At 71.4% G+C, this 21,832-nt stretch carries 18 protein-coding genes; all 18 read left to right on the plus strand.

The window, feature by feature from the left end; genetic code table 11:
* The first annotated feature begins 412 nt into the window (after positions 1-412).
* The 18 genes from IF47_RS0123100 (at position 413) to IF47_RS0123190 (ending at position 21,820) form a co-directional block, all read left to right on the plus strand.
* Positions 413-1,321 (plus strand): replication-relaxation family protein, encoded by a 909-nt coding sequence (locus IF47_RS0123100; RefSeq protein ID WP_051718135.1) that lies wholly within the window; start codon positions 413-415, stop codon positions 1,319-1,321.
* A gap of 349 nt (positions 1,322-1,670) precedes the next feature.
* Positions 1,671-2,831 (plus strand): methyltransferase domain-containing protein, encoded by a 1,161-nt coding sequence (locus IF47_RS0123110; RefSeq protein WP_051718136.1) that lies wholly within the window; start codon positions 1,671-1,673, stop codon positions 2,829-2,831.
* 718 nt (positions 2,832-3,549) lie between these two features.
* Entirely contained in the window at positions 3,550-4,347 is a 798-nt protein-coding gene (locus tag IF47_RS0123115) for a conjugal transfer protein (protein ID WP_157840026.1), read from the plus strand.
* A complete protein-coding gene (locus tag IF47_RS0123120) occupies positions 4,344-4,685 on the plus strand; it encodes a hypothetical protein (protein WP_051718138.1) in 342 nt (113 codons plus the stop codon). The genes IF47_RS0123115 and IF47_RS0123120 overlap by 4 nt, the downstream gene beginning before the upstream one ends.
* Positions 4,686-4,747: 62 nt before the next feature.
* Positions 4,748-5,275, plus strand: a complete 528-nt coding sequence (locus IF47_RS28125) for a hypothetical protein (protein WP_051718139.1) — start codon at positions 4,748-4,750, stop codon at positions 5,273-5,275.
* Complete coding sequence (locus IF47_RS0123130; RefSeq protein ID WP_051718140.1) at positions 5,275-7,905, plus strand: ATP-binding protein; 2,631 nt, start codon at positions 5,275-5,277, stop codon at positions 7,903-7,905. The genes IF47_RS28125 and IF47_RS0123130 overlap by 1 nt, the downstream gene beginning before the upstream one ends.
* Positions 7,906-7,949: 44 nt before the next feature.
* Entirely contained in the window at positions 7,950-8,276 is a 327-nt protein-coding gene (locus IF47_RS0123135) for a hypothetical protein (RefSeq protein WP_157840027.1), read from the plus strand.
* Positions 8,273-10,642: an ABC transporter permease gene (locus IF47_RS0123140; RefSeq protein WP_031510902.1), complete on the plus strand. Its 2,370-nt coding sequence runs from the start codon at positions 8,273-8,275 to the stop codon at positions 10,640-10,642. Before IF47_RS0123135 ends, IF47_RS0123140 begins: the two co-directional genes overlap by 4 nt.
* A complete protein-coding gene (locus IF47_RS0123145) occupies positions 10,639-11,760 on the plus strand; it encodes a C40 family peptidase (protein WP_245641205.1) in 1,122 nt (373 codons plus the stop codon). Before IF47_RS0123140 ends, IF47_RS0123145 begins: the two co-directional genes overlap by 4 nt.
* A complete protein-coding gene (locus tag IF47_RS28930) occupies positions 11,757-12,374 on the plus strand; it encodes a hypothetical protein (RefSeq protein ID WP_051718141.1) in 618 nt (205 codons plus the stop codon). The genes IF47_RS0123145 and IF47_RS28930 overlap by 4 nt, the downstream gene beginning before the upstream one ends.
* Positions 12,371-15,046, plus strand: a complete 2,676-nt coding sequence (locus tag IF47_RS28135) for a type IV secretory system conjugative DNA transfer family protein (RefSeq protein WP_211257254.1) — start codon at positions 12,371-12,373, stop codon at positions 15,044-15,046. The genes IF47_RS28930 and IF47_RS28135 overlap by 4 nt, the downstream gene beginning before the upstream one ends.
* A gap of 388 nt (positions 15,047-15,434) precedes the next feature.
* A complete protein-coding gene (locus IF47_RS0123160) occupies positions 15,435-16,040 on the plus strand; it encodes a hypothetical protein (RefSeq protein WP_157840028.1) in 606 nt (201 codons plus the stop codon).
* A complete protein-coding gene (locus IF47_RS0123165) occupies positions 16,034-16,918 on the plus strand; it encodes a hypothetical protein (RefSeq protein WP_031510907.1) in 885 nt (294 codons plus the stop codon). The genes IF47_RS0123160 and IF47_RS0123165 overlap by 7 nt, the downstream gene beginning before the upstream one ends.
* 29 nt (positions 16,919-16,947) lie before the next feature.
* The gene (locus IF47_RS0123170; protein ID WP_031510909.1) at positions 16,948-17,667 is read left to right on the plus strand and encodes an SAF domain-containing protein; all 720 of its coding nucleotides are present in this window, start codon (positions 16,948-16,950) and stop codon (positions 17,665-17,667) included.
* Positions 17,667-18,515 (plus strand): hypothetical protein, encoded by an 849-nt coding sequence (locus tag IF47_RS0123175; protein WP_051718152.1) that lies wholly within the window; start codon positions 17,667-17,669, stop codon positions 18,513-18,515. Before IF47_RS0123170 ends, IF47_RS0123175 begins: the two co-directional genes overlap by 1 nt.
* Positions 18,516-18,627: 112 nt before the next feature.
* Positions 18,628-20,025: a TadA family conjugal transfer-associated ATPase gene (locus IF47_RS0123180; RefSeq protein ID WP_031510911.1), complete on the plus strand. Its 1,398-nt coding sequence runs from the start codon at positions 18,628-18,630 to the stop codon at positions 20,023-20,025.
* Positions 20,025-20,942, plus strand: coding sequence for a type II secretion system F family protein (locus IF47_RS0123185; RefSeq protein WP_037733186.1), 918 nt, complete (start codon positions 20,025-20,027; stop codon positions 20,940-20,942). Before IF47_RS0123180 ends, IF47_RS0123185 begins: the two co-directional genes overlap by 1 nt.
* Positions 20,939-21,820: a type II secretion system F family protein gene (locus tag IF47_RS0123190; protein ID WP_031510913.1), complete on the plus strand. Its 882-nt coding sequence runs from the start codon at positions 20,939-20,941 to the stop codon at positions 21,818-21,820. The genes IF47_RS0123185 and IF47_RS0123190 overlap by 4 nt, the downstream gene beginning before the upstream one ends.
* The last annotated feature ends 12 nt before the right edge of the window (positions 21,821-21,832 follow it).

The raw sequence follows: 21,832 nt of genomic DNA on the forward strand, positions 1-21,832 counted from the left end.
TCGCCGAGCCGCGTCGCAGAGCTCGGCTACCGTAAGACGTGGCAGCCGGTCGGGAGATGACGAAGCCCGGCACGTCAGGACCTCGCGTCCTGATAAGGACCGGTTGCCGCCTGATGGCCGGTACGGAGAGACTCACCACCTCTCCACCGTGCGGACCGATGTCCGCACGGGCCGGCCATCAGTGCTGTCCGCCTCGTCTCGAACCCGTGGTAAGCCGCGCCTTCCGATCGCTGCACCCGTGGCTCGGCGGTAACCGCAACCGTGGCCGCTTCGATACACCGTCCCGACGACGGCGGTAAGCGCCTCGGTAAGAACGACGGGTGAGGTAGAGACCGAGGGTGCATCCCGTGTGCCACGCCCTCGCGACCTCCGCAGCCACGGCGCTGCGGGCCCTGCCGGGAGGAGATCCTCGATGCCTCACAGCGCGGCCGACACCGCACCGCGCCGCACCGCCCCCGTGCGCGAGCAGGTCCTCGCCTGCCTGTTCCAACACCGGGCCGCCACCACGGTCCAACTGCTGCGCATGCTCACTCCTCGGCCGCACCCGGAGTACCTGCGCAAATGCCTGCGTGCCTTGCGTCGCAACGAACTGGCGGCTTCCATCGACCTGTACCACCGCCCCAGCGTGTGGTTCCTGACCGACCAGGGGCGAGCCACCGTGGCGCAGTGGCCACAGTTCGTCGACCGACGTCCCCACCGCGCCGGTCGAAGCGCGATGGGGATGCGCAGCCTGCACACCCTGACCGTCACGCGCACCGCTTTGGCCTTTCTCGCCGACGCCCAGGCCCGCGGCGACGACTTTTCCCCACTGGACTGGACCCCCGAAGTCAGTCACCCGATCCGCGACGGGGCCGCCGACGGCCGGCGCATGCTGGTCGCCGACGCGCTGCTGCGCTACACCCGCGTTCATCCGAGCCGGGCGTTGCTGCGGGCGTTCGTCGAAGTCGATCGAGCCACCCAGTCCAGCGAGCAGCTCGCCTCCAAGCTGATCGCCTACGCGCGGTTCCACAGCGCGCCCCCCATCCCTTCGGGGCGGCACGCGGCGACCTCCAGGCCGACGGTCGCCGCGGCCTGGCAGCGCAGTTATCCGGTGTTTCCACGGGTGCTGTTCGTTCTCACCGGGGCCGGGCCACGCGCCTTGACCCAGCGCATTGCCGATCTACAGACGATGGTGCGTCAGCACCCCTTGGTCGAGCAGTTCGCCGCCGAGGTGCCCTTGGGCGCTGCGGTGCTGGAGGACTTGGAGCAACGCGGCGCGTCGGCAGCGGTGTGGAGTGCACTGGACGACCGGACGGGTCGGTTCGGCTGGATGGATCTGTGACCTCGGGGCCGCGCTTCGCGGCCCCGAGTCCGATCAAGACCGTCCGTCGCCGGGCACAGGCGTCGCGAACCGCGAGATGCGTCGGCGGGACGTTCCTGCGCCCCGCGCGTGCGATGGCCTCGACGCACACATCATGACGTGACGCGATCCGGTCACTACCGAGTGTTCTCCTGACATAGGAAGAAGGGTGCGCCACGATGGCAACGTCGCGTCGACCGCAGGAGGTTGTCATGGGCGAGCACCGCAAACCGGAGCCGGATCCCGGTCAAGGCACCCCGCCGCCCGGCAATGCCGACGGGCAGGTACCCACCCCGCCTCCGGGCAACGGCAAGCACAAGAAGGACTGATCGTGTTCCTCGACGAGCGGCGCGCCCGGTTGGCCAAGGCCATGGAGCGCCGCGGCCAGTGGCCCGAGCGGTCCCCGTGGATTCGCCGGGCCGTCGAGGAACTGCCCCGGCACCTGTTCGCCCCCGCCCGGCTCTGGCACTGGGACAGCTCCGCCGGTGTCTATGTGCCGGTGGACCGGATGGCCGCCCCGGACCGGTGGGCGGCCGAACTCTACGCCGGGCCGGACGACCCGACCGTCACCCAGGTCACCGGCGGCCGGGCGTCGTGCAGTCTGTCCTGTCAGGCGGTCGTGGTGGACATGCTCGACTCCCTGCTGTTGGAGCCGGGGCACCGGGTGCTGGAGTTGGGCACCGGCACGGGTTGGAACGCGGCCCTGCTGGCCTATCGGGCGGGTCCAGGACGGGTGGTCAGCGTCGAGGTCGATCCGCAGCTGGTCGACGCAGCCCATGCATGCCTGACCGCGGTGGGTGCCGAGGTGGCCGTGCAAGTCGGTGACGGCTCCGCCGGTCGGCCGCAGGGCGCCCCGTACGACCGGGTGATCGCCACCTATGCGGTGGAGAAGGTGCCGTGGGCTTGGGTGGAACAGACCCGGCCCGGCGGGCGGATCGTCACCCCCTGGGGGCGGCTGGGGCACGTCGCGCTCACCGTCGCCGAGGACGGACGGTCGGCCAGCGGCTGGGTGCAGGGACTGGCCCAGTTCATGCCCACCCGGGGCGTCCATCCCGGCCGGGACTGGAAACAGATCCGCAGTGCCGGCCTACCCGAGCACGCGGACCGGCCGTTCGTCCGGGACATACAACGCCTTCACCAAGACGTGCACTTGCTGTTCGCTCTGCGGGTTGCCCTGCCCGAGGTGCATATCCGCACAGCAGCACGCGATGGTGGGGCATATGCATGGCTCCACGACGGTGATTCTTCCTGGGCCACCCTGACCCTGCGTGATGACGAGAAGGCGGTCGCCTGCCAGGGAGGGCCCCGGCGCCTAGCCGAGGAGCTGGAACGCGCGTGGGATCAGTGGCAGGCCTTGGGTGAGCCGGACCTGTACGACTACGGCCTGACCGTCGAACCGCATCGCCAGTATGCGTGGTGCCGCGACGCGGCCACCGGCCCACGCTGGCCAGTCGGCACAGGGGCCACAGACCACGTATCACTGACGAGTTGACCCACCTATGCAGTGACGCCTCGACGCTGGCGCCACGCCCTGTTCCTGTCTGTGGTGCAGGTTTCGTTTCCCGGCTTCGGCCAACTCGAGGTCCCGCAACGCGCGGCGCGGCTCTCCATGTGCCGGGTTGCTGTGGATGTTGCGGCATGGGCCGAGGCCGTTGGGACCTCCGGGTGCCCAGAGCGGGGGAGCGCTGACTCTCTAGCGGGCGGCCAGGGTCCCCCACGGGGGTTCTGCTCCGCTTCTCGACGTGGAAGTGACCGTCTCCGTGTTGGCCGCGCGGTCAGTGCGGCCACATCGCTGACATGGTGTTGCGGTAAGCAGCCGCGGCCAAGGAGGAACGGCCGGTACTCGGTTCTTACCGAAAGGCTTACCGGAGGCGAAGTGGCCGCTTACCGAAGAGCCTGTTATGGCCTCGTGACGGCCGCAGTGTGGCAGCGGCAAGCAGTGCGGTAAGTGGCCGGGCGAAGAGTGGCCGCATACCTGATTTCGCTTGTGTGCCAAGGAGCCGCGGATGTTTGCCGCTCGTCGTCGTGGCCGCGGATCGGGCGTCGCTGCGCGTCCCGACAGTGGCCACTCTTCTCGTGCTCGGCCGGGCATCGGCCGACTGGCCGTTGTGCGGGCCGCAGTCTGGGGGGCAGTTCTGTGTGGTCCGCTGGCTTTGGCCGCGACCTGGTTGGCCGACACCCCGACGACACGGCCTGTCTCAAGTTCCTCCGTGCGGCCAGTTCCCGGCAAGGATCCTGCCGGGTACGCGGAGCTGTTCGTCGGCCTGTGGCTGAACAGCGGCCAGGAATCCCAAGGGTCGCAGAGCGCTGCGGCTAAAGCGGTGCGGGCGATGGCTCCGAAAGTGGAGCTGCCGCAGTGGGGTGAGGCACCGCCGAAGGCGACGCAGGTGGCTGCCGTGGACAGTGAGCGGCTGCACTCCCGTGCGTGGTCGGTGACGGTCGCGGCCCAGTTCGAGTCGGCCGACGTCTCCGAGGATGACAACAGCGGCACAGCCAGCGGCGAGTGGGCGGCGGTTCGGTTCTTCACCGTTCCCGTGGTGATGACCGCAGACGATGCGACGTCACCGGGCGGCCGCCAGGCCCTGGCGGTGGCCGCCGCTCCGGCCGAGGTGGCCGGGCCGCAGACGGCCGAGCTGCCCGCCTCGCCCTACGGCACCGACGTGGAGCCCGGTTCGGCGCTGGAAGTGACGGTGCGCGAGTTCCTGTCGGCATATCTGAGCGGCGACGGCGGGGTGGATCGGTACCTGGCTCCCGGCGCAGTTGTGGCCGCCCCCTCGGCTCCGTACACCGCAGTCCGGGTGGAGCGGGTCAGCGCCGCCGATGGCACCGGTGACCGTCCGGTCGAAGACGGGGCCCAGGCTCGGGTCCGCGCTCAGGTGACGGCCGGCGATACCGGCGGCGGGCAGTGGCCGCTGTCGTATGCGCTGCGGTTGACCGCTCGGGATGGCCGCTGGGAGATCGCCGAGGTGGAGGCCGGTCTGGAGATCAGCAGGAAGGTGACGCGGTGACCGAGGAAATGATATTGGCCGGTGCGCTGGAGGAGATGGGCGACCACCTGCTGGACGTGGGCCAGGGGTGGACCGACAAAGGGCTGGCGCTCATTCTGGCAGCCCTGGTCGTCGTGCAGATCGGTCGGAAGTTCAGCGTCAAGGCCGGTATCGGCGCGGCGATCGGCATGGTGCTCTGTCTGGGGATCTACGACTCCCGCCAGGATCTGCGGGACGACGTCAAGGACGAGATCACCACCGTCGAAAGCGTGCGCTTGGAGCGAATCCCGGTCGATCGTGTCGTCACCGGTATCCCCTCGACCGGGCCGATCGGGGTCGAGGGTGGTGGAGTGGCGTGACGGCCGCGGCCGTGCGGTCAAGGACGGGCCGCACCTACACCCGAGCCCGACGACACCCGTGGGTGCTGGGCAAAATCGGCGACTGGACGTTGCCGCTGGGGCCGTATACCCCAACTCAGTTGGGCGTGGCGTTCGTCGGCGCCTTCGTCTTGATCAAGACGTTCTCCTGGTGGTCGACGTTGGGACCGCTGCCGGTGGCCGCGTGGGGAGTGGCGGTGTGGGCCGCGCGCAATCCCAAGATCGGCGGCCGGTCCCCCATGTACGCGGCAGCGGGCCTGCTGGAGCTGGCGGTGCAGCCGCGGTGTGGGCGGATCGGCGGGCGGGCCGCCCGGGAGCGGCGGCCGCGGTTGCTCTACGGCGAATTCGTGGTGGATGAGACCGATCCTGGTTCTCTCCCCACCTTCGTCGAGACGTCCGGCGGGGTGCGTGCGACGCACGGTTTTCAAGGCCGCCCGAAGAAGAGGACGCAAAGCCGGGCCGGGCGCTCGCGGCGGAGACACCGGCCGCCGCACCGGTCGATGAAGGCCGCTGGTCCGGCGCCCACCACGTTGCAGCGCATGCTCCAGGCGAGCTCCGGAGGAGATCACTAATGCGTGTTCCGATCCGTCACATCGTCGACCACCTGGTGTGGTCCACCACCGGGACCGTGTGGGCGATCTGGAAAGTCGAGCCGCAGGGCAGCCCGTACATGGAGCGCCGACAGCGTGAGGACCTGCTGAGTCGGGTGACCACCATGGTGCGGTCGCTGCCCGGGGCCGCGCGGGTGTTCGGTCTGTGTGCACAGTTGGATCCGGGCGAAGTGGTCTCCCGCACGCTCAAGGGCGTCGACCTGGACCGGCACCCGCATTGGGCGCAGGTCGCTCATGCCCAACTGGACTTGCTGGCCGAGATGGAGATGCATCAGCGCACCGTGTGGCTGGCGGTTCCGTTGGCCGCTTCCGGCGCCCGAGCCGAGTTGTCCGCCGCGCTGGGGTCGACGTGGGCGGAACTCTCGGGGTTGTTGGGGTTGGCGCCGGCCCCGGTGCCGGCACGAGAGGTGGCCGCGTATCGGCAGTGGGCACAGCAGGTCGCTGCGGAGCTGGGCAGCGGTTTGGAGATGCGCCCGGCCCGCCCGGCCGAAATCGTGTGGATGGTTCAGCACGCGGTGCACCGCGGGTTGGAGGAACCGCTGCTGGTGCACGCCGCCGACAGCTCCTCCTGGGGTGGTCGCGTCGTCAACGGGGTGCTGCGGTCGCCGTCGTACGCGGATCTGGGGCAAGTTCGGCTGCTGGAGGGCGGTCAGGGTCGATCCGGTGAGCAGCGCACGGAGCGGAGGACGGGCACGCTGCGACGCGGGAGAACGGCACCGTCCCCGGTGAAGCGGGTGTGGCTCCAGGTGGAGTCGCAGGCGGGCATCGGCTACCAGGCCCACTTGGCGCTGGCGGAGATGCCCGCCGCAGCGCCTGCCGAGGCGGCTGATGTTCTGGCGCAGTTGGAGCTGCTTCCCTATCCGGTCGACTTCGTGTGCGACCTGCGACTGGTTCCGGCGGAGAAGGTCAAGCAGGAGGTCCGTCGCAAGAAGCGCGAGCTGATGGACCAAGCCGAGCAGTACGACGCCCAGAGCAGCATCGGGTTGCCGGAGGAGATGTACGACGCAGCCGGAGATCTGGGTGAGTTGGACGCGCGGGTGTCCCGTTCCTCCGTGGAGGTCGAGGTTCAGGCGGTGACCGTGCTGACGGTGTGGGGCGGCGACGCCCGCACCTGCGACGAGCGTGCCCGATCCTTGGCAAAGCAGATGAGCGGGGCCGACTACCGGCTGGTGCGGCCGATCGGTACGCAGCAGCATTTGTTCGCCCTGGGCCTGCCGGGTGCCGCCACGCCCGCGCCGGTGCGGGAGTTCACCCAGTACCAACTCAGCGAGGACTGGGCGATGACCGGGGCGTTCTATGGAGGCCAGTTCGGCGACCCGTCCGGGCAAATGATCGGTGTCGGCCTGGATTGCGGCACCGTCCGGCCGGTTCTGCTGGACATTGCCAATGCCCCCAAGGAGACCGCTTCGGCATCGTTCGGGGTGGCCGGCGAGCTCGGGGCGGGCAAGAGCGTACTGCTGAAGTTGATCACGTCGGCGGTGGTGGACCGCGGTGGCCGTGCGATCGTCATCGACCGTACTCCGATCCGTGAGTGGGCCACGTTCGCGGCTGCTGCCGCTCCGGGTCGGTGCCAGGTGGTCGATGCGGCGGCGGCCGAGTTGTCCATCGACCCGCTGCGGATCTTTCCCGTCGCGACCGGAGCGCACTACGCGCTGTCCTATCTGACGTTGCAGCTGGGAGTCGGGCCGATGACCGCCCAGGGAGCGGTGGTGAAGCGGGCCGTTGCCCAGGCGGCGGCCTGCCCCGAGCCGTCGATGAGCCAGGTGCTGCGGGCATTGGAGGAGATGGCCCGCCAGGAGACGGGGCCGCGTGCGCAGGACGCGGCCACCGTGTGCGACCTGCTGCGGGTGGTCTGCGACGACCCGCTGGCCGCCATGGTGTTCGACCCCGCTCTGCCGCCGATCAGTCTCACCGACTTGAACTCGGATCTCGTGGTCATCACCACCACCGGTCTGACCCTGCCGCCGCGAGAGGCGGTCACCCATCCGGAGTTGTTGCGGCAGCAGCCGGTCGAGGCGCTCATCGGCCGGGCCGTGCTGTACCTGGTCGCCGCGCTCAGCCGCCAGATCGCTTTCGCCCAGCCCGAACAGTTCACGTTGATCACCGTGGACGAGTGTTACTGGCTTACCAGCAGCACCGAAGGGCTGGCGCTGGTCCACGAGGTGGTGCACTACGGCCGCAAGCATGGCGCCGGGATCGGTCTGGGCGGGCACGATGTGCTCGAGTTGGGCAACGAGACCATTCGCGGCCTGTTGGCGTACCGATTCTTGGCCCGCACCGGTGACGAAGTGCTCGCCCGCCGGGGGTTGGAGTTTTTGGGGCTGACGCCGGACGAGGAGCTGGTGCGGCTGGTGACCAGCGAGCTGTCCCCTATCGGGGTGGCCGACCGGGCCGGGGAGATGCTGGGGCGCGACCCGCGGATGCAGATCGGCCGTTTCCAGGTTCTGGTGCCTGCGCTGGCGCGGCTGGAGAGCGGCATCTTCACCACCCCGGGCGAGGGCGCCCCGCCCGCGCCGAACCCCGCGCAGGAGTCTGCGGCCGGGGAGGTTCGCGCCGAGGGCACCGACTCCGCATTGGCGGGAGCCCGGTGATGCGGCGGTCGACGAGCTCGACATGTCGCCGGCCGGCCGTGTGGGTGGCCGGTGCGGCAGCCACGGTCGGCCTGCTGGTGGCGTCGGCGGTGGGCGTGGACGGCTGGTGTCCGCGTGGGAACGACCAAGGCGGTGCGGCGGCGATCATTCTGGAGGAGCCCACCAGCGTCGCCACCAAGACCGATCCGGGCCGGGGCGGCCCCTGTGATCTGATCGCCGGCCCGGCTCGGGAGTATTGCTTGCCCGATGCCGAACGCGTCCCTCCGACCGAGGGGGAGCGGGAGGTGGAGACGGCCGTGACGGTCGCCGTGGTGGTCGCGACGGTTTCGCTGTGGTGGGGGATCCGCCGGGCGGCCGGGAGGCGGCAATGAGGGCATGGTCCGGCATCGTGTGGCGCGGGGCGGCCCTCGGTGCCGCCCTGACCGTGGTGGCGCTGACAATCGGCAGCCCGGCATGGGCCGATGACGCCTCGCTCCACCTGGCCGACGGCGGCGACAGTGGCCTGCTGGGGCCGTTCAACGTCAAGACCGCCGACGGACTACGGCTGGACAAGTACGAACTGACCGGCGGCGGCGACGGCGTCGAGGACACCACGATGCGGTTTTTGATGTCGGGCCTATTCGCCCTGTCGCGGACCATCGTGGGTGCCTGCTGCTGGCTGGTCGACTGGGTGTACCGGTATCCGGTGCTGGAGAAGTTGATCGCTCCCGCCCAGGCTGTCTCCGACGCCTACCAGGAGCACGTGGTGGAGCCGCTGGGTATCGCTCCGCTGTTCCTGGCCTGGGCGTTCGCCGTCGGCCTGATCATGGTGATGCGTGGCAGGCCCGGCCGGGGGTTCGGCGAGATCGGACTGACGTTGCTGATCTCGGCGATGACCGCGTCCGTGCTGGTCCGTCCCGATGTGCTGCTCGGTTACGACGGGCCGGTGCAGCAGGTACAGCGCGCCTCGCTGGAGGCCGCCGTCATCACCGCCAACAGCGGCCGGGAGACAGGCGACCGCGACGATCCGTGCGATCTGGTCGCCGGCCCGGCCCAGAGGGCCTGCCGTGACAAGCAACCTGCCGACGACCGAGACGCGGAAGAGGTGGAGCGGGCCAAGCGGCGGCAGGACTGCGAAGCGGTCTCCGGGCCCGCCCGGGACTTGTGTCTGTCCGGCAAGCGGGCCCCGGCCGCGAAAGACGTGTCCGAGCCGATCACTCGGATCCTCACCGACGTCCTGGTGGTCCAGCCCCACCAGCTGCTGCAGTTCGGGCAGCTGTTTGAGCGGGGCACGTCGATCCACAGGGACTACGTCAAGGGGCTGGACTACAAGTTCACTCGCGACGAGGACGACCCGTGCCGTGATCTCGGCGGCGTGGCGGAGGAGTACTGCCCCAACAGCGACGGCATCTCCCCCGAAGAATTCGAGGACGGCAAGGCCCAGTCCGAGCTGATGGAGAAGCACGGGGAGGCGGGCAAGGTCGCCATCAGCTATATGAACTCCCTGTCCTGGGACCGGGTGCTGGGGGCGCTGTTCCTACTGATTGCCGTCTGTGTCCTGGCCTTGGTCGTGCTGTCGATGGCCGTGGTGATGCTGGCCACGCAGTTCTCGGCCGCCGTCGCGGCCGCGGTCGGCTGCCTGGTGCTGGCGTGGGCAATCCTGCCTGGCCCCAACCGGGGTGTGTTGTGGAAGTGGCTGGGGCTGTTCATGACCACATCCGTGATCATGTTCGCTTTGTCGATCTCCATCCCGATGTTCGGTATCGCCGCCCAGGCCCTGCTGACCGACACCGACAACACCGTGCTGGTGGAGCGCCTGCTGCTGTTGGACGGCCTGGCGATCACCCTGCTCGCCGTGCACCGCCGGATACTGCGCGGCGCGAGCGGTCTGGGGCAGCAGTTCGCTCTGCGCATGCGGTACGCGAAGGTGGGCGGCACCCACCTGGTGGGCGACCAAGCCGCCGCTACCGGTGCGGCGCTGTCGTCCCTGGGGGCGGGGGCTCGTTTCCCCGGCGCCTGGCCCGGCGGGAGGGTAGCGGGGCCAGGTCCTGGCGGCTTCCCGGTGCAGGCCGCACTGATGAACCGGCGCGCCCGCCTGACCGGTGGGCTGCGCTCCCTGGGTGAGGGACTGCCCGGCGATCCGGCCGGGCTGCTGGCCGATGCCCGCGCCGAGGGGCGCCGCGGCCTGGCGCTGTTGTCCGTTCCGCTGCGCGCCGCACACCACGCCTGGGCCGGCAAGCCCCGCCCGGGCTCCGGGCCGCGAGAACTCGGCAAGGGGAAGCCGTCCGCGCACGACCGCGGCGGTACTTCGCTGATCGTCGACGGCCGCACCGGCGAGATCATCGGCGGCGCCGATCGGGAGCAGAACGAGGGGGTGGAGTCGATCGGGACTCGGCTGCACGATCGGCTGTCCCGAACCCGCGGCGGGCGGATGGTCTCCCGCGCCGGCCGGTTGGTGTGGCACTCCACCGTCGGTCTACCCGCCGCGGTGGCGCGCGCACCACAGAAGAAGACCGAGCTGACCCACCGGCTGGATCGGCGTCTGCGGCACTACGAGGACATCGCCGACCGGTGGGAGCAGGACACCCGGGCCGGATTGCAGCGCATGTCCGCGCCGGTGCGTCGGGCCTACCACGGGGTGACCAGGCCCATCCGGGACGCTCACCGCATGCGGCGGTGGATGGATCTGTGGCTGGACGAAAACGGACGCTCGCTCAAGTACGGGGCGCGCCCGGACGACGGGGACGGTGAGACGTGAGGAAGCTGCTGCGCCGTACCGCCGCCCTGGGCGCGGCCACCGGGGTGGCAGCGGTGGTGTTCCTGCCGTTGATGATCGCCTCCGGCCAGGTCGAGGAAGGCCCCGACATGCAGGAGGTCGCCGCCGTCTCCGGGATCTCGGCACGGATGCTGGCCGCCTACCAGGAGGCGGCCACCGGTGTCGCCCGGCACGCGCCCACGTGCCGGGGGATGACCTGGCCGATCCTGGCCGGGATCGCGAAGGTGGAGTCCAACCATGCGGCCGGGCACACCATCGACCGTCGCGGCGACGTCACCCCGCACATCATCGGCCCCCGGCTCGACGGCAGCGGCGCCGGCGGCAATACTTCCGCCATCACCGACACCGACCGCGGCCGGTGGGATGGCGACGCGGTGTACGACCGCGCGGTCGGCCCGCTCCAGTTCCTGCCCTCCACTTGGGAGTCGATGGGGCGGGACGGCAACGGCGACGGGGTGCGCAGCCCGCACAACGTGGACGACGCCGCCCTGGGCGCCGCAGTGTACTTGTGCGGCCACGGGCGGAACCTCGCCGACCGCGCGCAACTGCGGGACGCGGTGTTCTCCTACAACCACTCCCACGCCTACGTCGACGAGGTGCTGCGATGGGTGGACCGCTACACCCGGTTCGCTCGCGTCTCGTCGGTGTTCGGGGCGGGGGCGAGCAAAGGGGCGGAGAAGGCCATCCGGGCGGCCCTGTCCCAACGGGGTGTCCCCTACTCCTGGGGCGGCGGCACCGCGCAGGGTCCCAGCCGAGGGGTCTGCTGCTCCCCGGGCGGCAAGTCCGGTGCGCACATCACCGGGTTCGACTGCTCCGGGCTGACCCTGTACGCCTTCGCGCAGGCCGGGGTGCGGCTGCCGCGGACCGCGGCCGCGCAGGCCGGGGTCGGCCGCCGCATCCCCGCCGCCCAAGGCGTTTCCGCGCTCAAGCCCGGCGACCTGGTGTTCTTCGCCTACAACCCCGGCAGCGACGCCACGATCTACCACGTCGGGATCTACCTGGGGGGCGGACAGATGGTCAACGCCCCGCGGCCGGGGACCGTGGTGCGCACCGAGCCGGTCTGGGAGGACGGCTTCGCGGGAGGAGCCCGCATCCTGTGACCACCCGCCGTGCCCTCTCCCGCCGCCCCGGGGTGGCGCTGCTGGCCGCCGCGCTGCTGGCCGCCCTGGGCACCATACTGCTCGTCCGTGCCCCGCACGACGCGCCCCACGTGGCGGCGCGTTCGACGCCCGCTCAAACCGATTCTGCGGTGCCGTTGCCCCGCGCCTCCCGGCCCGCGTCCGACCGGCCGCCGGCTGTGAAGCAGGGGAAGCCGCCGGACCCGGCGGTGGACACCGTCTCACCCGTGCCGCCGGCTGGGGACGGTCCTGGCGCCGACGCGGCGATCCAATGCGTACTGGAGCACTCGTCGCCCGCTGATCTGCCTCGCTCGGTGGAGCGCGACGCGGTCGCGCTGGCCGAGCAGGTGTGGCGCGCGGACGTCACCGGCGCAGGTCGTGTCCGGTGGCCGCGCTACTTCTCCGCCACCGCCCCGGCCCGGCACCTGTACACACGGGTGCGGATCCAGGCCGGCATCGCCCGCAGAACCGACGCTGGCCGCGTGGTGGTGCACCTGGTGTGGGCCGGCGCCGACCCGTCGGGCCAGTACCGCGAGGGCCGCACGGCCCGTGTGTTGCTGGCCCGCACCGACCACGGATGGGAGCCCGTACGTTGACCATCACACCGTTCGCCGCTGCTTCCGAAGACGTGCAGGGTCTGTGGCGCGCCGGTTGGGCGCTGGTGCAGGCCGTGGTCGGTGCCGCTCGGTGGATCACCGACCACTTGGTGCTCTTGGGTTTGATCGGGGCGGTGCTGCTGGCCGTCGGTCAGGCGGTGCAGGTGTGGCTGGCGGCTGCGGCGTCCCGTCGCCGGGTGCGATATCGCCTCACCCCCAGCCGGCGTTTCGAGGCCGACGCCGAGCAGATCTGGCGGTATGCCGTGCTGCTGACGCGGGCGGCGTCCAGCGGACCGTGGTGGGCACCACGCCGGTCGCGGTCGGTACGGATCGAGCTGCGCGCCGATGGAGGCAGCCCACTGGACTACATCGTGGAGGGCCCGGCCTCGGCCCGACAACTGCTGGCCAGCACGCCCTACCGGGGGGTGACTGTCATGCCCGTCCGGCGGCCGCCCGCCTCACGGTCCCGGCACACGGTGCGGGCGGAGTTCGTGGTACGCGGCCCGGTGTCCGAGCGGCTGCGAGAGGTGCCACTGGAGCCCGACCCGTTGCAGCCGCTGGTGGACGCCGTGGCCACGCTCCGCACCGACCTGGGCGATCGAGCGGAAATCTGCATCGATCTCCAGGCGGTGGGCCGCTGGAATCTGCTGATACGCCGTTGGCAGGTGCTGGCCGACGCCCGGGCCCGGGCGCAGCGGCAGGCCCGCCGCGACGCCCTGACCGCACTGGAGGTCGAGGACTCCTGGCGTCAGCAGCTCGCCGAGCTGCTCGGCGGCCGCGGAAGTGGCCGACGCCCGGTACTGTCGGCGCGGCCGCGTCCGGTCGACCGGACCAAGGCGCTGGGCAGACTGGCGGAGTCGGCCGGGCTGGTGCGCATCCAGATCCTGGTGCGGTGCTCCTCCGACCGCATCGGCCGAGCCCACAAGCGCCTGGGGCACATCGCCGCCGCGCTGGACATCTACGCCGCCGGTGCCCGCATCGTCCGCCGGGGCCGCCGGATCGGTCCCTGGCGCTTCGGGGATGTTGACAGCCGCCCTTGGCGGCGAGGGTTCGACGCACGCTGGGCCACTGGGCAGATCACCGGCACGCGCCGATCGTGGGTACGGGTGGAGGAGATCGCCGGCCTGTTCAAACCGGTCACCCGGCACTGCCGGTTGCCGCTGCTGGTCGGTGACCTGCCCATCTACCGGCCCGGCGACGCCCACGTGATGCCACACGGCTGGCACATTGGCCCGGACGGGGTCGAGCGGCTGATCGCCACCCCGCTGGCCGAGACGTTGTTCAGCGTGCGGGTGGGCAAGACCACCTACGGCAAGACGGCACAGGCGCTGGTGCAGATGGTCGCCCTCGCCCACGGTGGACACGGCGCGCTGTTCGTCGATCCGCACGGCGACAGCTTCCGGGAAGCCGCTCCCTATCTGGCGCACCGGCGCATCGCCGAACGGCTGCTGTACCTGGACCTGACCGGCCGGCACGGCGACAGAGCACGGCTGGGCACCTGGAACCCCCTCGGCCTGGAGCGCGGACAACGCCCCGAGGAGGTGGTGCGGGCGGTGGTGGACGCATTCGCCACCGTCCTGGGCTGGAACGACGTGACTCATCCGCGGGCGATGACCGTCCTGACCAAGGGGGTGGAGGCGCTGGTGGCGGTCAACGCCGTCGCCGTCGCCGCTGGTCGCCCGAAGTGCCAGGCGACGCTGTTCCAACTGCGCACCTTGCTGACCAATCCCGGCTGGCGCAACCTGGTCCTGGCCGCCTTGGGCGAGGAGCGGGCCCGCTGGTGGACCAGCGTCTTCCCCCAGTTCCCCGCCGACGCGCTCGCCCCGGTCCTCAACCCACTGGATCGGCTGGCGGCCAGTCCGGTGGCTCGCTCCTTCTTGGGCAGCCCCACCAGCACTTACGACATCCGCGCCGCGATGGATCACCAGATGCTGGTGTGGATCTGCCCGTCCGCGTCCGGCCCCACCGACCGGCTGCTGGTGAGCCTGTTGTTCCAGGACCTCTTCCGCGCCGGGATCTCCCGCCGCGACACGCCCGCGAACCGGCGCCCGGACTTCCACACCTTCGTCGATGAGCTGATCTCCATCGACAGCGCCTCCTCTGGCATCCTCGCCGCCGTCAGTGAGGAACTACGGAAATTCGGTATCCGGCTGCATGCGATGACTCAACTGCTCCAACGGGTCTCGGTACAGACCCGCGAGTCGCTGATGCAGAACGCGTCGGTGCTCTCCAGCACTGCGGGCGCCAGCGACGCGGCCGCCCTGATGGCCAAGGAGTGGGGCGGGGCGGTGGACTCGGCCGAGATCGCCGAACTGCCCCGCTTCCACCACTACATCACTCTCACTGTCGGTGGGCGGCGCCTGGGGCCGCTGCTGATCCGCGGCCCGCAGGTGAGCGAGGTGTTCGACAAATTCGCCCGGCCCTCCCAGGTCGGCCGGCTTCACGCGGCCGTCGTGCACAACCTCGCGGCACGGCCGGTGGCCGAACTCGAGGCGGTCGCCGCCGCCCAGGACGCATGCGTCGCCGACTTCTTGCGAACCACACGGCGTACCAGCCTGGCCAAGCCCGGCGTCGATGTCTTCGGCCGCACCGAAACTCCCGGCCGGGCGGAAGGACCGGCGGAGGGAGGCGACCCCGATGGCAACACCCCGCAGACACCGGACATCTACTGATTCCCACGATCAGGGCGTCGGTCTCGGCGATCTCCTCATCGAGGGCCATCACCTCCCTCGCCAGCCTGGCCACGACGGCCGCGGCCAGCTTCTCTGCCAAGTCGGGAGCGCGAAAGCAGAACTGCGGCCTGCCTCCCGCCACCCTCCGCTTCCGGACCCGTCTCGGAAGAGTCCCACAACTGAGGTGGTGGGATAGCAAGTCGGCGCAAGTTCGCCAACTTCGGTACCGAGGTGGGAAGTTGGCGCGGAAGTCCGTAGTGTGGCGAGCGCGTACGACGACCGAGAGGATCGCCGTCCGGGCGGTGTGGCCTGCGGTGGTCTGCTGAGGACGCGCCGGCTCGTCGCGGACCAGTCGAGCCGGTCGCCGGATACGGGGAGGCGACATCCGATGACGCGCACACCGCGCCGCCGACCGGGACCTGTACGGGCACGCCGTCGGGCGCTGCTCACCGCCTGTTTAGGGGTCGGTGTGCTGTTGTCGGCGTGCAGTGGGCAGGACGCCGCCGAGCCGGAGGATGCCGCGTCATCGACGGCACCCGCCACGCTGACGCCGTCGGCCGCGCCGGACGCCGATCCGCTGGCGGCGGAGAAGAAGGCGGTGGTGAAGGACTACCGGCGGTACTGGGATGCGCGGGTGGAGGCGTACGCCCGGGGCACCTCCAAGGGCACGTCTTTGCGGACCTATGCCACCGGGAAGGCGTGGGCGGCGATCGAGGGCGAGCTGGAGAAGCTGGTCGACCGGGGACTGACGACCACCGGTGAGCCGATGATCGACCCGAAGGTCACGGCTATCGACATGGACCGCGCGGTGCCCCGTGCGACGATCACCGGCTGCGTGGACGTCTCTGGCTGGACGCTCGTCGACCGCGACACCAAGAAGGAGGTCACCCTCCCCAGCGAGCGGCTGACGAGGTACGTGAGCACCGCGACGGCGGAGAAGTGGGGGAAGCGATGGGTGGTTCTGGAGGACGCGCCACGCGACCGCAGATGCTGACCCGCCCGGCGGTGGCCGTGGCCGCCCTTGCGGCGCTGGCCGTGCCGCTGACCGGCACCGCCCGCGCCGACGGTCCGGACATCACCGCAGGAGAATGCGATCTCATCAGCTTCTGTACCGGGGTACGCGTCGAGCGGCCCGCACCCGGCTCCCCTGGGGACGGTAGGCGCCCCACCGGCGGGGGCGGGAGCGCGAAGAGCGGTGGGGACTTCGCCGTCAACCGGGACTGCCGGGTCAGGCCGCTCCAGCCACAGCCCCCGGCGGGCAGTTCCCTGTGGGAGGGCCGCGACCCAGAAGACGGCGCGATCTACGTGCGGATCTGCCCGACCACCGGCCCGTTGGGACTCGGGCAGACCCAGGAGACGTTCTGGGCGGCCAATCCCCCCGAGGAGGAAGCGGTCGATCCGACGGTGCTGGCGCAGCAGGCCCTGGACAAGATGGCGCTACGCGGCCCAGACATCATCAGCCCGACCTCCGCAGGCCGGTACTCGGTCGGGGTGCCGATGTGGCTCCAGGTCGGGCGTTCGGCCACCACCTACGGCCCCAACCGGGCGTCCGCGTCGGCCGGTGGCGTCACGGTGACGGCCACCGCCCGCGTCACGCGGATCGTGTGGGACATGGGCGACGGGTCGTCGGTGACCTGCACCGGCCCGGGCTCGCCGTACCGCAAGGGGTACGGCATGCGGTCCTCGCCGGACTGTGGCCACCGCTACACCACCACCTCGGCGTCCCGGTCGAGCGGGCGGTTCACGGTGACCGCGACCTCGACCTGGCAGGTGCAGTGGACGGCCACCACAGGCGAGTCCGGCGAGGTGACCACCACACGGCAGTCGGAGGTGGCCATCGGAGTCGGCGAGGCCCAGGCCGTTGGCAGCTGAGGCACCACACGCGAAAGGGACACAGGGCGTTGAGCAAGACCGAAACCCACAGCCGCGCGTCGTCGGCGACGCCCATTGCGCAGGCCGGTGGCACCCCAGGGCAGGCGGCGCCGGTCACCGTGCCGAAGGCGCTGCGGGCGCGGCGGCGCAGCCCGTGGGCGATTGGGATGTCGGTGGCGCTGATCGCCGCCGGTGGTGTCGGCGGGGCGGTGCTGCTGGAGGCTTCCGGGCAGCGCACCAGTGTGGTGACGGTGGTGCGGCAGGTGCCCGCCGGGCAGGAGATCACCGAGCGGGATCTGGGGGAGGCATCCGTCGCGCTGGCCCCGGGCCTCAAGCCGGTGCCGGCCGACGAGCGGGAGACGGTGGTCGGCAAGCGGGCCGCGGTGGGACTGGTGCCCGGCTCTTTGCTGTCCCGCTCCCAGGTCACCGAGGCTTCGCTGGTGGCCGAAGGGGAACAGGTGGTGCCCGTCGGGTTGAAGCCGGCGTTGTGGCCGGCCACCGAGCTGGCGCCGGGCCAGCGAGTGCAGGTGGTGTGGGTGCCGGGCGAGGGCGGCACGGGCGAGCAACAGCCCGCCGAGGATCGGCGGCCGGTGACCGCCCGGGTGGTGAAGGTCGGTTCCCCCTCCCCGAGTTCGGGGGTGGCCGTGCTGGACGTGGCGGTGGCTGCCGAGGACGGCCCGGTGGTGCTGGCGTGGTCGGCGAGCGGGAACGCCGCCTTGGCCCTCGACGCCGGCGGAGGTGATGAGTGATGGCGGTGGTGGCGCTGGCGGGCACCACTGGTGCCCCCGGGGTGACGTCGACCGCGTTGGCGTTGCAGGCGGCGTGGCCGCTGCTGCCCGGGCGGCGGATGATCACCGCCGAGTGCGACCCGGACGGTGGGGCGGTGTTGTATGGCGCGCTGCAGGGTCGGTTGGGAGACCGGCACGGGCTGCACAACCTGGTGGCGGCCGGGCGGCGGGGAGCGGCAGCGTTCACGGAGGCGTTCTGGCGGCAGTTGATCGACCTCACCGACGACGGGAGCGCCGAGGACGGCCCCGGGGACCGGCTGCTGCTGCCAGGCTTCGCCGAGCCGGCGCAGGCCCTGGGGTTCGCCCCGCTGTGGGAGATGCTGGCCGCTCAGTTCGTCGGGATCGGCCCCCACGGGCACGACGTGCTGGTGGACCTGGGGCGCGGTGGCGTGTTCGGTCCGTCCGGGGTGCTGGCGCGGCGGGCGGATGCAGTGGTGTTGGTGGCACGGACCACGATGTTGGGGGCGCGGTCGGCCGCGGTGCGGTTGGAAGCGCTGCGCGAGGAGATCCCCCATCTGGGGCTGCTGCTGATCGAGGAGGAGTACCCGGCCGACTACGTGCTCCAAGTGCTACGCAAGGAGCGAGGCCTGCGTCCGTCGCTGGTGGGTGTGTTGCCGCATCGGCCGCGGCAGGCACGGGTGTTCTCCCACGGCGCCGAGCCGGACCGCCGGTTTGCGCGCGGGGAGTTGATGCGGGCTGCCCGTACCGTGGCCGAGACAGTGCAGCGGCAGTTGGACCAGGTCCTCGCCACTCGCACCCGGTCCGGTTCCGCTCCGGTATACCGCGGGGAGGTGGCCGGTGCGCGGTAGGGCATTGCACGACGCTCCGGTGGTGCCGCCGGAGGAGCCGGCCACGCGGGTGCGTCCGCGGCCCGCGCATGCGGCGGCTTCTGCCACGGCGGGGGCGGCGCGGCCTCGTCCGGTGGGCCGGTCGGGCTCGCAGGAAGCGATCGTCGACCTGGAGGCGGCCGAGGAAATCCGGCGCCGGGTCGGCGACCGGCTCAAAGACGCCCTGGCGGCCGATCCGGGCATGGACCCGGCCACCCGCGAGCAGCGTGGCCGGGGCTGGATCAACGACGAGCTGGCCGTGTGGTACCAGCAGCAGGCGATGCGGCGCGGTGCCCCGCCGTCTCGGGCCGAGGAAGCGGCCCTGGCCAAGGCCGTGTTCGACCTGCTGTTTCGGGCGGGGCGGCTGCAGCCGCTGTTGGACGATGATCGGATCGAAACGATCCTGATCAACGGCTGCGACCAGGTGTGGGCCGACGTCGGGGACGGGCATCTGGAGCCGCGGTCGCCGGTGGCCGACTCCGACGCCGAGCTGCTGGAGCTGCTGCGGCACCTGGCCCGCACCAGTGGCGAGGGCCAGGCGGAGCGGACCCTCTCCCACGCTCGCCCGTTCCTGGCGCTGCGGCTGCCCGACGGCTCCCGCCTGCAGGCGATCACCGGTGTGTCGGCCCGGCCGTATGTGACCATCCGCCGCCACCGCCACCAGCGCGCTGATCTGGACACCATGGTCCGGCTCGGGGCGATCGACACCACGCTGCGGGCGTTTTTGTCGGCGGCGGTCAAGGCGGGCAAGAACATCATGGTCGCCGGCCCGCAGGCGGCGGGGAAATCCACGCTGCTGCGGGCGCTGCTGCGCGAGTACGACCGCGACGAGCGGTTCGCGGTGATCGAGACCGAGGGCGAGCTCATCGACCCCGCCGACGACTATTTCCGGCAGGTCCTCACCTTGGAGGCACGGGAGTCCAACGGCGAACGCGGCCCGGACGGGCGGCCGGTCGGCGAGATCACTCTGCTGGATCTGCTGTATCCGGCGTTGCGGATGTCGCTGTCGCGGGTGGTGGTCGGCGAGGTCCGCGGTCCGGAGGTGGTGGCGATGATGCAGGCCCTCACCAGCGGCCAGGGCGGCAACCTGTGCACCATTCACGCCCTGAGCCCGTACGTGGTGTTCGACCGGATCGCCGAGCTGTACGCGGGCGCCGGCGTGCTGTCCGAGGACCTGGCCTACCGGCAGGCCGCCAACGGCCTGGACTTCATCGTGTACGTGCAGTTGGTCGACGAGCGACCCATCGGCGGGGCACGGCATCGGTTCGTCTCCCACGTGCTGGAGGTGACCGGCCGCGGCGAGGACGGGCGGCCGGCCACCAACACGATTTTCGCCCCCCGGCCGGAGGTCGGGGAGGTGCGGGCGGTACCGCACATGCACCCGTCCTGTCTGCCCGACCTGCTGCGGGCCGGGCTGCCGCCGCATGCGTTGGACCAGCCGTACGGCACCTGGGGTGAGCGGCTGCCGCTGCTGGTACAGGGGGTGGGCTGATGCTCGCCGGGATCCTGTGCGGGCTGATGACCACCACGGGCGTGGTGTCGCTGGCCGTCGCGCTGGCCGGGACCACCGCCCCCCGGCGGCCGGGCCCGTTCCAGCGGTGGCAGGCGCTGCGCGCCCGCGGCAGTGCGGGCGAGCGTGCCCGGCGCCTGGCACTGGGGGCGGCCGCGGCCGCGGTGGCGACCGGGGTCTGGCTGGCCTCGGGGGTGTTCGTCGCCGCGGCCGCGGCCGGGTTGGCCGTGGTCGGGGTGCCGTGGCTGCTGGCACCGGCGAAGTCGGCCACCGCCCGCATCGCACGGCTGGATGCGCTGAGCGAGTGGACCCAACGCCTGGCCGACATACTCCGACTGGGCAAAGGCCTGGAGCAGGCCATGATCGACAGCCGCGCGTGGGCACCCGAGGCGATCGCCGGGCCGGTGGCCGCCCTGTCCGATCGGTTGCGCTTCGGAGTGCCCCCCGACCAGGCGCTGCGGACGTTTGCCGACGAGCTGGCCGATGTGACCGCCGACAAGACGGTGGCCGCGCTGGTGCTGTCGTCCCAGTTCTCCGGCCCCGGCCTGGCGGCTTCGCTGGAGGCGCTGGCGGCCTCCACCCGCGAGGAGGTCGCCACCTATCGGCGCATCGAGGCCGACCGGGCCAAGCCCCGCACCACCGTGCGGTGGATGGTGGCCATCACGCTGACGGTGTTCGCCGCCGGGCTGCTCAACCCCGGCTACACCGCCCCCTACGCCACACCGTTGGGGCAGTTGGTCTTGGCCGTGGTGGTCTGCGCGTTCACTGGGGTGTTGGCGTGGATGCGGTCGATGGCCGCCCACCGGCCGGTGCCGCGGTTCCTGGTTCAGGATCCGCGCAGCGTGGTCACTTCTGCCTCCCGGCCCGAGACGGCCGGCAGCGGAGGTGGGGCGGAGTGAACACCGCGATGTTGCTGTGCGGGGCGGTGACGGCAGCCGGGATGGTCGGACTGGCCGGGCAGTTCACCCGCTCCACGCCCGCGCTCGGCCCGGCGCTGCGCCGCACCCCGCCCGGCACCATGGCGACCACCGATGCCGTGGCCGGGCGGGACGAGGCGTGGGGCGGGTGGCTGGTCGACCGTCTGGCCGACCTGCCCGGGGTGCGCATCCCCCACCGGGACCTGGAGTTGCTGGGGCGCACCGCAGGGCGGTTCCTGCTGACCAAGGCGGCGCTGGCCGTCGCCGGGCTGCTGCTGCCCGCTGCGGTCGTGACGCCGTGGATCTTGCTGGGAATGTCCGTTCCGGTGTACCTCCCGGCCGCCGCCGGGTTGGCAGCCGCCGCCGGACTGTGGCTGGTGCCGGATTTGGAAGTGCGGGACCGGGCCCGGCGGGCTCGGCAGGAGTTCGCGCACGCCATGGCCGCCTATCTGGACTTGGTCGCGCACGGCCGCGCCGCCGACCTCGGCCCCAGCCAGGCGTTGGAGCAGGCCGCTCACATCGGGCACGGGTGGGCGTTCCTCCGCCTGCAGCAGGCCCTGGCCCAGGCCAGAGTCGGTCAAGTGCCGCCGTGGCAAGAACTGCTGGAGCTGACCCGCGCGCTGGGCCTGCCGGCCCTGGACGACGTCGCGGAGATCATGCGGATCTCCGCCCACGACGGAGCGGCGGTCGCCCAGACCCTACGGGAGAGAGCCAGGGCGCTGCGCACCCAGCTGCTGGCCGACGCCGCCGCCGAAGCGAACGCCGTCAGCGAGAAGATGACTGCCCCCGGTGCCCTACTCGCCGTGCTGGTCATGGTCGCCATCGCCTTTCCCGCAGTCATCCGCATCCTCACCGCCTGACCACGGCACCCG

Origin of the sequence: Streptomyces megasporus (assembly GCF_000718985.1) — a bacterium.
Classification (GTDB): domain Bacteria; phylum Actinomycetota; class Actinomycetes; order Streptomycetales; family Streptomycetaceae; genus Streptomyces; species Streptomyces megasporus.